The organism is Hymenobacter plasmatis, from assembly GCF_020711255.1.
Classification (GTDB): Bacteria; Bacteroidota; Bacteroidia; order Cytophagales; family Hymenobacteraceae; genus Hymenobacter.
Map to the genome: position 1 here is coordinate 134,413 of NZ_JAJFAW010000010.1, position 14,918 is coordinate 149,330.

At 59.7% G+C, this 14,918-nt stretch carries 10 protein-coding genes; 6 read left to right on the forward strand and 4 right to left on the reverse strand.

All coding sequences use genetic code 11. From position 1 onward, the window contains the following. The first annotated feature begins 283 nt into the window (after positions 1 to 283). From LJ738_RS09490 to rlmB, 4 genes are all read left to right on the forward strand, one after another. On the forward strand, positions 284 to 931 hold the full coding sequence (locus LJ738_RS09490; RefSeq protein ID WP_227786091.1) for a T9SS type A sorting domain-containing protein: 648 nt from the start codon (positions 284 to 286) through the stop codon (positions 929 to 931). Positions 932 to 1,198: 267 nt separating this feature from the next. Further along, positions 1,199 to 4,210: a glycosyltransferase family 117 protein gene (locus tag LJ738_RS09495; protein ID WP_227786092.1), complete on the forward strand. Its 3,012-nt coding sequence runs from the start codon at positions 1,199 to 1,201 to the stop codon at positions 4,208 to 4,210. A gap of 391 nt (positions 4,211 to 4,601) precedes the next feature. Next, on the forward strand, positions 4,602 to 5,876 hold the full coding sequence (locus LJ738_RS09500) for a GWxTD domain-containing protein (protein WP_227786093.1): 1,275 nt from the start codon (positions 4,602 to 4,604) through the stop codon (positions 5,874 to 5,876). Further along, positions 5,822 to 6,874 (forward strand): 23S rRNA (guanosine(2251)-2'-O)-methyltransferase RlmB, encoded by a 1,053-nt coding sequence (gene rlmB, locus LJ738_RS09505; RefSeq protein WP_227786094.1) that lies wholly within the window; start codon positions 5,822 to 5,824, stop codon positions 6,872 to 6,874. The genes LJ738_RS09500 and rlmB overlap by 55 nt, the downstream gene beginning before the upstream one ends. A gap of 218 nt (positions 6,875 to 7,092) precedes the next feature. On the opposite strand, the gene LJ738_RS09510 is transcribed toward rlmB, so the two are convergent. Further along, the gene (locus LJ738_RS09510) at positions 7,093 to 8,175 is read right to left on the reverse strand and encodes a mannose-1-phosphate guanylyltransferase (RefSeq protein WP_227786095.1); all 1,083 of its coding nucleotides are present in this window, start codon (positions 8,173 to 8,175) and stop codon (positions 7,093 to 7,095) included. Positions 8,176 to 8,266: 91 nt separating this feature from the next. Further along, positions 8,267 to 9,283, reverse strand: a complete 1,017-nt coding sequence (locus LJ738_RS09515) for a KpsF/GutQ family sugar-phosphate isomerase (protein WP_227786096.1) — start codon at positions 9,281 to 9,283, stop codon at positions 8,267 to 8,269. Positions 9,284 to 9,603: 320 nt separating this feature from the next. Between LJ738_RS09515 and recQ the strand changes: the two genes are divergently transcribed. Continuing rightward, positions 9,604 to 11,808, forward strand: coding sequence for a DNA helicase RecQ (gene recQ, locus LJ738_RS09520; RefSeq protein WP_227786097.1), 2,205 nt, complete (start codon positions 9,604 to 9,606; stop codon positions 11,806 to 11,808). A gap of 70 nt (positions 11,809 to 11,878) precedes the next feature. Here the strand turns inward: recQ and LJ738_RS09525 are convergent, their stop codons facing one another. Then, positions 11,879 to 12,301 carry a BrxA/BrxB family bacilliredoxin gene (locus LJ738_RS09525; protein ID WP_068189753.1) on the reverse strand — a complete coding sequence of 141 codons (423 nt, stop codon included), beginning with the start codon at positions 12,299 to 12,301 and terminating at the stop codon, positions 11,879 to 11,881. Positions 12,302 to 12,550: 249 nt separating this feature from the next. Further along, a complete protein-coding gene (locus LJ738_RS09530; protein ID WP_227786098.1) occupies positions 12,551 to 13,663 on the reverse strand; it encodes a glycoside hydrolase family 43 protein in 1,113 nt (370 codons plus the stop codon). A gap of 300 nt (positions 13,664 to 13,963) precedes the next feature. On the opposite strand from LJ738_RS09530, the gene LJ738_RS09535 reads away from it, so the two are divergent. Continuing rightward, positions 13,964 to 14,854: a pirin family protein gene (locus LJ738_RS09535; RefSeq protein WP_227786099.1), complete on the forward strand. Its 891-nt coding sequence runs from the start codon at positions 13,964 to 13,966 to the stop codon at positions 14,852 to 14,854. Positions 14,855 to 14,918 lie beyond the last annotated feature (64 nt).

The following is a 14,918-nucleotide window of genomic DNA, read 5'->3' on the forward strand; positions in this document are numbered from 1 at the left end:
CGAATTTAGCAGTGGCTCAATTTTCTTTGAAATAAGTTGCCGCTTGCTTCGTATATTAGACTTATTAAATAAAATTTAGGCCTTCGGGCAACCTGCAGCGGGTGGAAGCCGAGTGGTTTTTGAAGCGGGCAAGCAACGTTGGGCTGCTTCGGGCACTCTCTCTATTTGAAATGCGCCGCCGCATTTCGGGTGGGGCCGGAAGCGGGCTCAACCCGGCACGGTGCTTGTCTTTATCAGCTCAATTAAACGCACTCTATCAGCCAACACTTTTTCTGCTATTGCCATGAAACTCTTTACTCGTTCGGTAGCGGTGCTGGCCCTCATGGCCCTGACGCTCACACCGTCGCTGGCAGCGAACATCACCATTCAAGTGGGCGACAACTTTTACCGCGGACCGGGTAATACGACCGGCTCCAGTGACATCCGCACCATCAACGTGGGCGATGTGGTGACGTGGAACTACGTGGGCCAGCTCAGCCACCCCACCGCTTCGGATAATGGCGCCTGGCCCACGTTTCCGATGAACTCCGCCAACACCACGCACTCCATGACGTTCACCACGGCCGGCGAATACGCCTACCACTGCGAAGTGCATGGTGCGCCGCGGGTGGGCATGTTCGGCGTCCTCACGGTGGTGGCCGCGCCCACGGCCACGCTCAATGCGCACGCAGCGGGCATTACCGTCAACGTGTACCCGAACCCCACCCACGGCCAGATAACCGTGCAGCTCAACCAGAAGCCCGGCGCCGACTACAAGCTGCGCCTGAGCAACATCATCGGCCAGGAAATCCGAACCATCGCCCTCAAGCCGGAGCTAACCGCCGCCGGCCTGCCCCTCGACCTGAGCGACCTGCACGCCGGCATGTATTTGTACAGCCTGCTGGTAGACGGCAAAGTGGTGACCACCAAGCGACTCGTCTTGCAGAATTGAGCTAAAATCCTTTTGATTGAACTACCGAAAAGCAGCCTCTGGCTGCTTTTCGTGTTTGTAGGCCACAAGGCTGCGTTTCGCCCCCTTCCGGGGCCGCCCGCCGCACGCCCGGGCCAGGCATGGATTTGCCGGCAAACAAGTGCCCGAAGCTTTATGCAACTGCAACGTTGCAATGCCTACTTTTGACCTTTAACTGCTTTCCTAACTTTCGTTTCCCGACCCTCGCCTGCTGCGTTGGCCACTGGGGCCTGCGCTCTATACGATTCTATGCGTTCCTTCAAAAGCCTGAATAACCTTGTCGGCTGGCTCGTCTTTGCCATTGCTGCCGCCACGTACCTGCTCACCCTGGAGCCCACCGCTTCGTTTTGGGACTGCGGCGAGTTCATTGCCTGCTCCTACAAGCTGCTGGTGCCCCACCCCCCCGGGGCGCCTACGTTCCTGCTGCTGGGCCGCCTGATGTCGCTGTTCTCGTTTGGAGACGTGACCAAGGTGGCAGTGCTCATCAATGCCTTGTCGGGCTTGAGCAGTGCCTTCACGGTCCTGTTTCTGTTTTGGATAATCACCCGCATGGCCCGCAAGCTGGTGCTGCGCGAGGCCGTGACCAACAGCGCCCTGGCGGCCGAGGCCATCGAGCCTTCGCGCTACCAGACCTTTCTCATTCTGAGCGCGGGCGTAGTGGGCGCCCTGGCCTTCACCTTCTCCGATTCCTTCTGGTTTAATGCCGTAGAGGGCGAGGTGTACGCCATGTCGGCGCTGTGCACGGCGGCCGTGGTCTGGATAATGCTGAAGTGGGAAGCCCACGCCGACGAGCCCGATTCGGACAAGTGGCTCATTCTCATTGCCTACGTTATCGGCCTGAGCATTGGTGTTCACTTGCTCAACCTGCTCACGCTTCCTGCCCTGGGCTTCATCTACTACTACCGCCGCACCCAGAACCCGACCGTGAAGGGCGGCATTATCGTGATGGTGGTCAGCATGATTATCGTGGGCTCCATTCTGGTGGGCATCATCCCCGGTCTGCCCACCCTGGCCGGCAACTTCGAGGTTTTCTTTGTCAACACCGTCGGCCTGCCGTTCAACTCCGGCCTGTTTATTTTCCTGCTGGTCTTCGCGGGGCTGATTTACTTCGGCTTCCGGCTGTCGTTTCAGCGCCGCAGCCAGCTGCTGAACACGGCCATGCTGTGCTTCGTGTTTATCCTGATTGGCTACTCGAGCTACCTCATCGTGCCGATTCGCAGCTCGTTTAAGCCCACCATCAACGAAAACGACCCCGAGGACGTGCTCTCCTTCGTGAGCTACCTCAAGCGCGAGCAGTACGGCTCGCGGCCTCTGCTCTACGGCCCGCACCTATTTGCCCAGCCCGACCACTACGAGGAAGGCGCCCCACGCTACGCCCGCGACCCCAAAACCAGCACCTACAAGGAAATCCTGCCCCGCCAGCAGGAGCCCGGCTATCGCGACGAGGACAAGATGCTGCTGCCGCGCCTCTACAGCTACGAGCCCGACCAGATTGCCAACTACAAGAAGTGGGTGGACATTCAGGACGGCGTGAAGCCCACCATGGGCCAGAACCTGGCCTTCCTGTTCCGCTACCAGATGGGCCACATGTTCTGGCGCTATTTCATGTGGAACTACGTGGGGCGCGAGTCCGACGTGCAGCAGGCCGGCGTGGTTACGCCTTTTAGCCCCAGCGCCAAAAGCCTGCCGCAGCGCATAGGCGAGAGCCCGGCCCACAACAACTTCCTGGCCCTACCCCTCATTTTGGGGCTGATTGGGCTGTTTTTCCAGAGCCGCCGCAACAGCAAAGATGCCTGGGTAACGGGCCTGCTGTTCCTAATGACCGGCCTGGCCATTGTGTTCTACCTCAACCAGCCGCCGCGCGAGCCGCGCGAACGCGACTATACCTTCACCGGCGCCACGTTTGCGTTTGCCATCTGGATTGGGCTGGGCGTGCTGGGGCTGGCCGACCTGTTTGGCAAAGTGGTGAAGGCCGACGGCTTGCGCGCCGGCCTGGCCCTGGTGGTGGGCCTGCTAGTGCCCGGCATCATGGCCGCCCAGGGCTGGGACGACCACGACCGGTCCGGCCGCTACAACTCGGTAGACTCGGCCAAGAACCTGCTCAATAGCTGCGCTCCGAACGCCATCCTGTTCACCAACGGCGACAACGACACCTTCCCGCTCTGGTACGCCCAGGAGGTGGAAGGCGTGCGCACCGACGTGCGCGTGGCCGTGCTCAGCTACCTGAACACCGACTGGTACATTGCCCAGATGAAGCGCCGCTCCTACAAATCGGCGCCGTTCCCCATCAGCATGGGCCCGCAGACCTACGCGCAGGGCACCAACGACATGCTGCCCTACGCCGCGAACCCCGCCGTGCAGAGCGTCAACCTGAAGGAGTTCATCCAGCTTGTATCCGACAACAACCCGCTGCTGCAGGTGCAGTACCAGGAGGGCGGCCCGGGCATGATGTCGTTCCCGACGCCCAACTTCTACCTGCCCGTGGATACGGCGGCCGTCAAGAAGCTCGGCATCATCCCTAAAGACCGGGAGAAACAGCTCGTGAGCCGCATGGAATGGAGCATGGGCAAGCGCGCCATCGAGAAGAAAAACCTGGTGATTCTCGACATGATTGCCACCAACAACTGGCAGCGCCCCATCTACTTCAGCAGCACCGTGGCCCCGAGCGACTACATGAACCTACAGCCCTACTTCCAGCTCGAAGGCATGGCCTACCGCCTGCTCCCGCTGAAGGACCCCAAGTATGACCCCCGCAGCGGCGAAGAGGGTTTCGTAGAAAAGGACATCACCTACCAGCACCTGCTGAAGGACTTCCAGTACCGCGGCCTGCAGAACCCGCACATTTTCTACGACGAGAACAACCTGCGCTTCCCGGCCAACTACCGCGACAAGTTCGCGCGCCTGTCGACGGCTTATCTCTCCGATGGCAACGTGGCCAAAGCCAAGGAAGTGGCCGACAAGTGCCTGGAGCTGATGCCCGATAACGCCATCCCCTACGACTACTACTCGCCGCAACTGGTGCCGGCGCTAATTGCCGGCGGCGAGAAAAAGAAAGCCGACGAGTTGCTCGACACCATGACGCGCCGCTCGGAGCAAATGCTGGCCTATTACGCCACCAAGCCCGACGCCAGCCTCTTCGAGGATGACCAGCGCGGCTACCTGCTCAGCCTGCAAAGCGTGTACCGTGCCGCCGAGCTCAGCGGCGACAAAGCCCGCAGCGAAAAGGCCGTTGGGCTGATGAACCAGTACTACCCGCGCTAGTTCGGCATACCTAATGCACCTAAAAGGCCGGCCCGCACTACGCGGGCCGGCCTTTTCGCATATTGATAATTCATAGTGGCAGCAGCTAATTAGCTGGAGATGTTTGATGACGCAAGCTGGCCGTAGTCTAAGCGAAGCGGCGACTACGTGCCTCAGGTAACAGCGAGTTTGCAACTCGCCGTGCGAACTGGAGCAGGCCATGTATGACTTTGTTCTGAATGGCTACTTATGGGCGAGTTGCAAACTCGCTGTTACCTGAGGCACGTAGTCGCCGCTTCGCTTTGACTACAGCCAGCTTAGGAAATGTGTCGTTAGTGAGGACATCTGCATTTTTACCTACATTCCGGCTCCATAAAAAGGACTTTGTATTTCCGTATCCGTAGTCCTCATTATGCTTGCTCACTCGCGCTATTGGCTCTGCCTAGCCTGGCTGTTACCGCTACACTGCGCCTTCGCCCCCCTGGCCCAGCGTCCCGATTACGCTGGCCTCTACCGCGACGGCCCGCACCTCGACGTGGACACCCGCCGGGAAGGCGACAGCCTGCGCTTCTACCTGCGCTTGCCCGCACCCACCCGTCTGGGCCCGGGGCATCCGTTGCGCCTGGCCGTGTGGCCCAGCTACGAAGCCCGGCAGCCGCTGTGGCAAGACAGCATCCCTCGCCGCCAGCAGCACCCCCGGCTCACGGCCGAGGGCACCCGGCTTACTTTCTGTGTACTCACAGCTCGCGTGCCCACTGGGGCAATAGTGGAGCTGCGCACTACGCCCGTTGATACCAAAGACGACTACCAGGACCCTAGCACCACTGCCTGGCTGCGCCTAAGCGAAGCCCAACTTGCGCGCCCATTTGTACTCACCGATTCGGTTGGGCTGCCCCTGCTACGCCGCTACGTGCGAGCCGGCGAAGCCTTTGGCGTGGATAGCTACGGCCTGTACCAGCCCGTGCGCTGGAAACGCTACGAGGTGATGCCAGTAGCCGCCCTGCCGCCCATGACCAACCCCGCCGCGCTGCCTGCCGGCCCGCGCGTGCTGCCCGTACTCGACTCCGCCGAAGCCCGGCCCGGCGAGCTGTTGCACTTTGCGACGCCAGGCCTCTACGCCCTGCACGTGGGGGCAGCAGGCAGCGCGCCCGGCCGCACGCTGGCCGTAATGGTGGCCGCCAACAACTACCCCGCGCTCACCACTGCCGCCGAGCTAATTGAGCCGCTGCGTTACTTGACTACCAGTTTGGAACGCAAGCGTCTCACCGAGGCACCAGACCCCAAACGCGCCGTGGACAAGTTCTGGCTGGACATTGCCCAGGGTAACCAAACGCTGGGCAAAGACCTGATACGGCGCTATTACGGCCGCGTAACGGCTGCCAACCACCTTTTCGCCGCCCACAAGGCCGGCTGGCTCACCGACCGGGGTTTGCTCTACATCGTGCTGGGGCCGCCACCCAGTGTGCGGCGCCTGTTCAATGGCGAGGAACGGTGGTTTTATCCCGAGGGCAGCCTGGGTGGCGGACCCATAAGCTACACCTTCCGCCCCCGGCCTAGTACCTTTGCACCTGATTACTACGAATTGGTGCGCCGGCCCGAGTACGAATTGCTCTGGTATGCCGCCGTTGAAAAATGGAGAACCCCACCGACCGCCCTGACCGGCCCGAACGTCCCAACCGACCGGTAGCCGGCCGCCGCTTCTACGATGGTGCCAACCGGCCCGTCACCCCCAAGCAGTTCCGCCCCGACCGCGGCGGCAGCGAGTTTGACGACCGCCCCGCCCGCCCCCGCGGCCGTGGGGGCAGCGACAACCGCGACGAAGCCGCCGGCGACCGCACCGGCCGCTCCGACCGCGGCGAATCTCGCCCGCCCTTCCGCGAGCGCAACGGCGAAGGCTCGAATGACCGTCCACGCTACGAAAACCGCCCCGCCGCCGACCGCAGTATCGACATGCTGTTTGGCCTGCGCCCCATTCTGGAGGCACTGAGCGCCGGCCGTACCCTGGAGAAAATCTTCCTGCTGCGCGGCACCAAAAACAGCCTCGTAGCCGATATCTCGGCCGCTGCCCGGGCTGCCGGTATCCCGGTGCAGCTGGTTCCCAGCGAAAAGCTCGACGGCCTCACCCGCAAGAACCACCAGGGCGCAGTCGCCTTCGTGTCGCCGATTGACTATGCCCCGCTCGACAGCATTGTCTCCGGCTTATTTGAGGAAGGCAAAGTCCCTTTCCTGCTATTGCTCGACCGCATCACCGACGTGCGCAACTTCGGCGCCATCGCTCGCACGGCCGAGTGCCTGGGCGTGCAGGCCATTGTAGTACCCGGCCGTGGCGCGGCTCAAATCAACGGTGACGCCCTGAAAACGTCCGCCGGCGCACTGAATATCCTGCCCGTCTGCCGCGAAAACAACCTACAGGAAACCATCAAGTTTCTGCAGCAATCGGGCGTAACGGTGGTGGCCTGTACCGAGAAAGCCGACGAAGCCGTAGGCAGCGCCGAGGTAGATTTTACTGGCCCCGTAGCCGTGCTCATGGGCTCAGAAGAAGACGGCATCTCGCCAGAGCTGCTGCGCCTGGCCGATGTAAAGCTTAAAGTGCCCATGGCCGGCCAAATCCAGTCGCTGAACGTGAGCGTAGCCGCTGGCATCATGCTGTTTGAGGTGGCACGTCAGCGCGTGAACGCAGCATAACTGTACTGGCCCGCTTGTCATTGCGAGGAGGCAGGCCGTGGCAATCTGTCCTAGTCTCAGCGACCAGCTCTGATATGTGATAAGCCAGTTCCTTTTGATTAAGCGATTTTGCAAAAAGCCCCGACTCATTGTTGAGCCGGGGCTTTTCATATTAATGGGTTGGTCGCTGAGAACAGGACGGGGATTGCCACGGCCTGCGGCCTCGCAATGACAGGCTGCTAGTTGTAACCGGCGCCCTTTTTGGCTTTTACGTCGGCTACAAACTCTTTCACGCGTTGCTCTTCGCTACGCTTGCAAATGAGCAGCACGTTGTCGTACTCGGCCACGATGTAATCTTCTAAGCCTTGCACTACAACCAAGCGCTCGGAAGGCGTCTTGATAACACAGCCGGTGGTATCGTAAAGTATTACGTTGCCGTTCACCATGTTACCGTTCTCGTCGTGCTGGCCAATGCGGTGCAATGAGTCCCAAGTCCCGACGTCGCTCCAGCCAAAGTCAGCCGGCAGGACATAGACGTTATCAGCCTTTTCCATCACCCCATAGTCGATGCTGATGTTGCGGCAGCGCGAATAGGCTTCGCTGATAAATGCTTCTTCCTGAGGCGTGCCCAATTTGTCGGCACCTTCTTCAAATACTTCGGCAATGTCGTTCAAGTACTGATGAAAAGCCGCAATGATAATGTCGGCACGCCAAACAAAAAGGCCGGAGTTCCACAGAAAGTCACCGCTTTCTACAAACATGCGAGCCAACTCAAGATTTGGCTTCTCGGTAAAAGTCTTCACCTTGTGGAGCAAGCCGCCGGGCAACGACTGCTCGTCCATGTACTGGATGTAGCCGTAGCCCGTGTCCGGCCGTGAGGGCTGAATCCCAAGAGTGATGAGCACATCATTGGCGCGGGCCGCCGCCACAGCTAGGCTCATCAGCCGGCGGAACTCGTCTTCGCGCAGCACGGCATGGTCGGCGGGCGTAACGATGATAGTGGCCTTAGGGTCGCGTTGGGCAATGCGGTAGCTAGCGTAGGCAATGCACGGAGCCGTGTTGCGGCCAATGGGCTCGCCCAGAATCTGGTCGGCAGGTAACGCCGGCAGGTGCTCTTGTACCAGTTGCGTGTAGTCGCGGTTGGTCACGACGAACACGTTTTCGGGTGGACAAATGCCGGCAAAGCGGTCAACGGTAAGCTGGAGCATGGACCGCCCAACCCCCAGCACATCATGGAATTGCTTGGGGTGATTGGTGCGGCTAAACGGCCAGAATCGGCTACCAATGCCGCCGGCCATCACAACGAGGTAAGTAGAATTCATTACGACAAAGGTAAGCGGTAGCGAAATCCTCAAGCCAGAGCGCAAGCTTCAGCTCAAATCCGCCCAGAGCAGGAACCTGCTGCAGCGCGCGTTACACCAGCCCTTCGCGCAGCAAATCGTGCAGGTGAATAAAGCCGGCAAACTGCCCCTCTTCCGTCACAACCAGCTGCGTGATGTTGCGCTGCTGCATGCGGGCCAGGGCTTCGGCCGCAAAATCATCGACGTCTATCGTGGCCGGGCTGGGAGTGAGAATGTCGCGGGCTTTCAGGCTTTCCAAGTCGGAGAAGCTGCCGAGCATGCGGCGCAAGTCGCCGTCGGTGATGATGCCAGCGAGTTGGCCGGCGGCAGTGAGCACGGCGGTGGCGCCGAGGCGCTTGCCGGAAATTTCCAGGAGTACTTCCTTCAGGGGAGCGTCGTCGACTACCTGGGGGCGCTGGTTTTGGCGGCTCAAGTCGCCCACTTTCAGGTAGAGGCGCTTGCCGAGCGTGCCGCCGGGGTGCAGGCGCGCAAAGTCGGCGGCGGTGAACTGGCGGCTTTCTAGCAAACACACGGCCAGGGCATCGCCTAGGGCTAGGGCGGCGGTGGTGCTGGTGGTGGGGGCCAGGTTGTTGGGGCAGGCTTCCTTTAGCACCGGGGCGTGCAAGATGAAATTGGCCTGCTGGCCCAGGTAAGAGTCGGCGTTGCTCACCAGGGCGGCCAGGGGCACGCCCTTGCGGCGCAGCAGCGGCACCAGCACCTTGATTTCGGGCGTGTCGCCGCTTTTACTGATGGCTACCACAAAGTCTTCGGGCTGAATCATGCCCAGGTCGCCGTGGATGGCATCGGCGGCGTGCATGAACAGGGCGGGCGTGCCAGTGCTGTTGAGCGTGGCCACGATTTTGCCGGCAATGTGGGCGCTTTTGCCAATGCCGGTGACCACCACGCGGCCCTTGAGCTGCAGGATGGCCTGCACGCAGTTCACAAAATCAGGCGTGGCCGATAGTGCCGCGGCTACGTCGTGGAGGGCCGCGGCCTCATCGTGAAGAACCTGGCGGGCAATGGCCAGCACGTCGGCGGTGAGGGGGGCAGCGCCAATAGCGGTGAGGTTAGCGGGTTGGGAAGCGGACATGGCGAAGCAGGGAATGACGCTGCAAAATTCGACAAAAGAAGCTAAGCCGGTGCCGCAGTCGGTGGAGCAGCTTGGCAAACAAAAGAATATACGATTGGGGCCCGAAGTACCTCAAAAAAGCCTATTCTCTGGCCGGAAGCTAGAACAAGCTGTTCATCTGGCATTTGCTTTCCACCGAACAAGATGGCGACAGTTACGTGTTATGAATTTGTTTTCCACAATTCACGAAAAACACCATTTTTCACGTTTAAAAACTAGCCTCGTGCTTATCTTCGTTAAGAACCGCGCTTCTACACGCCTTCCACCAGAGTTCCCGTCCTATGTCATCAGTTGCCCTCCAAGAATCCCCGGCGCAAATTGCCGATTTGAAACATACACTTAAAGAAGTATTTGGCTATGGCCAGTTTCGGGGCACGCAGGAGGCTGTTATTCAAAACGTTTTAGCGGGCCACAACACGTTTGTGATTATGCCCACCGGCGCCGGCAAGAGCCTGTGCTACCAGTTGCCGGCCCTGGTGGTGCCGGGCACGGCCATCGTCATCTCGCCGCTCATCGCCCTGATGAAAAATCAGGTCGACCAATTGGCCGCCTTCGGGGTCAATGCCCAGGTGTACAATTCGACGCTGACCAAGACGGAGATGAACCGGGTGAAGAAGGACGTCATGAACGGCGACGTCCGCCTGCTGTATGTAGCCCCGGAAAGTCTTACCAAGGACGACACCATCGAGTTCCTGCTCAAGTCGACCATCAGCTTCGTGGCCATCGACGAGGCCCACTGCATTTCGGAGTGGGGCCACGACTTCAGGCCCGAGTACCGCAAGATTCGCGGTATTATTGATAACCTGGGCGGCAACGTGCCCATCATTGCCCTCACGGCCACGGCCACGCCCAAAGTGCAGCTGGACATCCAGAAGAACCTGCAGATGGACGACGCTTCGGTGTTCAAAACCAGCTTCAACCGTACCAACCTCTACTACGAGGTGCGGGCCAAGCACAACACCAAGAAGCAGCTGATTCAGTACGTGAAGCAGCACAAAGGCAAGGCCGGCATCATTTACTGCCTGAGCCGCAAGAAGGTGGAGGAAATTGCCGAGTTGCTGCGCGTAAACGACGTGCGCGCCCGTCCCTACCACGCCGGTCTCGACCAGCAGGTTCGTATTGATAACCAGGACGCTTTCCTCAACGAGGAGTGCGACGTCATTGTGGCCACCATTGCCTTCGGCATGGGCATCGACAAGCCCGACGTGCGCTTTGTGGTGCACTACGATGCGCCCAAGAGCATCGAGGGCTACTACCAGGAAACCGGCCGCGGCGGCCGCGACGGCCTGGAAGGCAACTGCCTGATGTTCTACAGTTACGATGACATTCTGAAGCTGGAGAAATTCAGCAAAGACAAGCCCGTAACCGAGCGCGACAACGCCCACCAGCTGCTGGCCGAAATGACCAACTACGCCGAGTCGTCGGTGTGCCGGCGGCGGCAGCTGCTGCACTACTTCGGCGAGGTACTCGAGAAAGATTGCGGCTTCTGCGACAACTGCAAGCACCCCAAGGAGCGTTTTGAGGGCGAAGCGGCTGTGGGCCTGGCCCTGCGCGCCGTGGTGCAAACTGAAGCCCGCTTCAACCTCACGCACATCGGCCAGGTGCTGCTGGGTTTGAGCAACCCGCACATCGAGAGCTACGCCCACAACGCCCTGCCGGTGTACGGCCAGGGCAAGGAGCTGGGCGACGCGCAGTTCTGGCACTCGGTGCTGCGCCAGTGCCTGCTCAACGGCTTCCTGGAGAAGGACATCGACAGCATTGGCCTAGTGCGCATCACCGAAAAGGGGATGAACTTCATCGAAAATCCCTTCTCCATCACGCTCACCATTGACCACAACTTCGACGCTGAGCAGAAGGCCGACGAAGAGAAAGAAGAGGTACAGCAGGCCGCTGGGCACGACGAAGCATTGTTTGTTCAGCTCAAGGAGCTGCGCAAGCAGGTAGCCAAGCAGAAAAACCTGCCGCCCTACGTGCTCTTCCAAGACCCGAGCCTGAAGGAAATGGCCACCACCTACCCCACCACGCTGCACGACCTCACGCACGTGTCGGGCGTGGGCCAGGGCAAGGCCCAGAAGTTTGGGGCGCCGTTTGTGGCGGCCATCAAGAAGTACGTGGAAGACAACGACATCGAAACCGCCGAGGACGTGGTGGTGAAGTCGGCGGTGAACCGCTCGAAAATCAAAATCTACATCATCCAGCAAATCGACAAGAAGATGATGCTGGAAGATATTGCCTCGTCCAAGGGCATCGGCATGGGCGAGCTGATGGAGGAAATTGAGCACATCTGCTACTCCGGCACCCGGCTCAACCTCGACTACTACCTCAACGAGATGGTGGAGGAGGACCGCCAGGAAGAAATCTACGACTACTTCATGACGGCCAGCACCGACAACATTGCCGCTGCAATGAAGGAAATGGGCGACGATTTCACCGAAGAAGAGCTGCGGCTGGTACGCATCAAGTTCATCAGCGAAGTGGCCAACTAGCCCACGACTTTTCGCAACAAAAAAGCCGCTCCTGAATCAGGAGCGGCTTTTTTGTTGCGAAAAGTCGGGCTTAGCAATACTCTTCGAAAGCACCTTGCAGGTTGTTTACGATGCGCATGGCGTCGGAACCTTCGATGTGGTAGCGCTCAATCATGTGCACCAGCTCGCCGTCTTTGAACAGGGCGATGCAGGGAGACGAGGGAGGATACGGCAGCAGGTGCTCGCGCATCTTGGCCACGGCTTCGGTTTCCATGCCGGCAAATACGGTCACGAGTTTGCCGGGCTTTTTGTCGGCGCTGGCCAGGGCCATTTTCAGAGCCGGACGGGCCTTAGCGGCGGCGCAGCCGCACACCGAGTTTACGGCTACCAGCACGGTGCCTTCGTTCGAAGCCAGTGCGGAATCCACTTCTTCGGGGGTCATCAACTGCTCGAAACCAACTTCGGTAAGGTCTTGCCGGATGGGCGCCACCATGTATTCGGGATAAACTGCCATTTTATGTAAGAGTTAAGGGGGCGGCGGGGCCGCATGCAACTGCAAAAGTACGAATGCCTAAAGCATCCGTGGGCCCGGAAAGTTTCGGGCAGTAATGTACAGGGCGTTAAACCACAAAACGGCATGCTGAGCTTGTCGAAGCATCTCGCCCAGAGCAGTAATCCAATCGGTTGAGTTACTACCACCCGCGAGATGCTTCGATAAGCTCAGCATGACGTCCTTTTTTCCTCAGTCAGCTTATAGTTTAGTTCACGGCGTGATGGTTTCGATGCTGCCGTCGGCCCGGCGCTTCAGTTCCGTGACTTTGATGTTACGCAGCCAGGTTTTGCCGGAGAGTTGGGTGTCGTGGTAGAAGATGTACCACTTGTCTTTGATGGGGATGATGGAGTGGTGCGTGGTCCAGCCCTGCACCGGTTTCATGATGACGCCCTGGTACGTGAACGGGCCCGTGGGCGAGTCGCCGGTGGCATACACCAGCAGGTGCGTGTCGCCGGTGGAGTAGGAGAGGTAGTACTTGCCCTTGTATTTATGCATCCAGCCGCCTTCGAAGAACCGGCGGCTGCTGTCACTGGCCAGCAGGGGCTTGCCGTTCTCGTCCAGGATTTTGACTTCCTGCACGGGGCCGTCGAAACGCTTCATATCGGCGCTTAGTTTGGCTACGCGGGCGTTGAGAGCGGGCTGGTTGCCGTTGGGTTCTTTTTCGGGGGCGTTGGGGTTGTATTTCCCACCCTGCCAGCGCTGGAGCTGCCCGCCCCAGAGGCCACCGAAGTACATGTAGGCCTTGCCGTCGGTGTCGGTAAACACGGCGGGGTCGATGCTGAAGCTGCCGGGGATGGGCGCGGGCTCAGCCTTGAACGGGCCGCTGGGCGATTTGCTGGTGGCCACGCCGATGCGGAACACATCCTGCTTGTCCTTCACAGGGAAGTAGAGGTAGTAGGTGCCGTTTTTAAAGGCCGCATCCGGGGCCCACAGCTGCCGGCCGGCCCAGGGAATGTCCTTGATATCGAGCCCCACGCCGTGGTCGGTGACCTTGCCGTTGATGCTGTCCATGGACAGGATGTGGTAGTCGCGCATGGCGAAATGGTCGCCTTTGTCGTTCTCCGGAATGCCGGCTTCGATGTCGTGCGAGGGGTAGATGTAAATCTTGCCTCCAAACACGTGCGCCGAGGGGTCGGCGGTGTAGATGTCGCGCACCAGCGGCTGCGACAGCGGCTTCTTCGCCTTGGCGGTGTCAGCAGAAGCCGAAGCGTCGGTGGTCGTGGCGGTTTCCTGCTTGGTGGTGTTGCTCTGGCAAGCGCCTAGCAGAGCCAATGAAGCCAACAGAACCGGCGCAGTCGCTTTCGTTTTTAGAAGATTAAGCATGGGGGAATTTTAGGAAATGGAAGCGAATTTCAACACCCGCGAAAGGCAACCGGCAACTAGTGGCCAGCTTATCGCCTATCGCGGCTTTGCGCAAATATAGAAGTCTTGCCCTGCCATGCAACGCTTTGATTGATAATGCGTTTTAGACCCAAACTACCGGAACCGATTGTGATAGGTTGACTACCTAGCCTTGGCTAGGGGCGGCACATTTCGGGCAAAACGGATAACTATTTTAAGCTCCAACGCTTTTATCATGCGGCCGCCATTGGCAGGCCAGCCCCACTTTCTTCCCTTTGATTTATGGACACTACTCTGGCGACTACTTACCGTAGAATCTTTCAGGTGATTGACGGCAACAAAAAAGCCGTGGGCGACGGCTTCCAGGTGACCAGCCCCATGCCCGGGCCGCGCATCCGGCAGCTCAGCCCCTTCCTGCTCATCGACCACATCGGCCCCATGACGGTGGCTCCGAGCGACAAGCCCCTGGGCTCGCCGCCCCACCCCCACCGCGGCTTCGAAACCGTGACCATCATGTACCAAGGCGTGCTCGCGCACCGCGACACGGCCGGCCACAAGGGCAACATCGGCCCCGGCGACGTGCAATGGATGACCGCCGGCGCCGGCCTCATGCACGAGGAGCTGTATGAGAAGGAGTTCACCCGCCAGGGCGGCACCCTGGAAGTGGTGCAGCTGTGGGTGAACATGCCCAAAAAGGACAAGATGGCGCCGCCCAACTACCAGGACATTCCGTCCGCGGCCATCAAAACCCTGCCCACGCCCGATGGCAAAGGCACCATCCGCGTGATTGCGGGCACCTACGAAGGCGTGCGTGGCCCGGCCACCACCTTTTCGCCCATGACCATGCTGGACGTGCACCTGGCCAAAGGCGGCGAACTAACCCTCAACCTCCCCGCCGACTACAACGTGGGACTCTACATCGTGAAGGGCGATGTGCTCATCAACGGCGACCGCCCTGCGACCACCAAGCAGCTCGTGGTATTGGGCTGGGATTCTTCGGCTACGAGCATCACGTGCCAGGAAGACAGCATCGTGCTGGTACTCGCCGGCGAGCCCATCGAAGAACCTCTGGCCACTTATGGCCCCTTCGTGATGAACACGAACAACGAACTGGTACAAGCCATTGCGGACTTTGAAAGCGGCGCCATGGGCAAGTTTGAAGACCATGATTAAACTGGTCCAACAGCTCGCCGAAGTAGAGTTGAACGGTATAAAGCAGAACGTCATGCTGAGCTTG

Excerpts from the sequence above, each read along its gene's own strand:
- LJ738_RS09530 (WP_227786098.1), bottom strand. The coding sequence starts at position 13,663 with ATGCTTAATCTTCTAAAAACGAAAGCGACTGCGCCGGTTCTGTTGGCT.
- LJ738_RS09490 (WP_227786091.1), top strand. The coding sequence starts at position 284 with ATGAAACTCTTTACTCGTTCGGTAGCGGTGCTGGCCCTCATGGCCCTG.
- rlmB (WP_227786094.1), top strand. The coding sequence starts at position 5,822 with ATGGAGAACCCCACCGACCGCCCTGACCGGCCCGAACGTCCCAACCGA.
- LJ738_RS09500 (WP_227786093.1), top strand. The coding sequence starts at position 4,602 with ATGCTTGCTCACTCGCGCTATTGGCTCTGCCTAGCCTGGCTGTTACCG.
- LJ738_RS09495 (WP_227786092.1), top strand. The coding sequence starts at position 1,199 with ATGCGTTCCTTCAAAAGCCTGAATAACCTTGTCGGCTGGCTCGTCTTT.
- LJ738_RS09525 (WP_068189753.1), bottom strand. The coding sequence starts at position 12,301 with ATGGCAGTTTATCCCGAATACATGGTGGCGCCCATCCGGCAAGACCTT.
- LJ738_RS09510 (WP_227786095.1), bottom strand. The coding sequence starts at position 8,175 with ATGAATTCTACTTACCTCGTTGTGATGGCCGGCGGCATTGGTAGCCGA.
- recQ (WP_227786097.1), top strand. The coding sequence starts at position 9,604 with ATGTCATCAGTTGCCCTCCAAGAATCCCCGGCGCAAATTGCCGATTTG.
- LJ738_RS09535 (WP_227786099.1), top strand. The coding sequence starts at position 13,964 with ATGGACACTACTCTGGCGACTACTTACCGTAGAATCTTTCAGGTGATT.
- LJ738_RS09515 (WP_227786096.1), bottom strand. The coding sequence starts at position 9,283 with ATGTCCGCTTCCCAACCCGCTAACCTCACCGCTATTGGCGCTGCCCCC.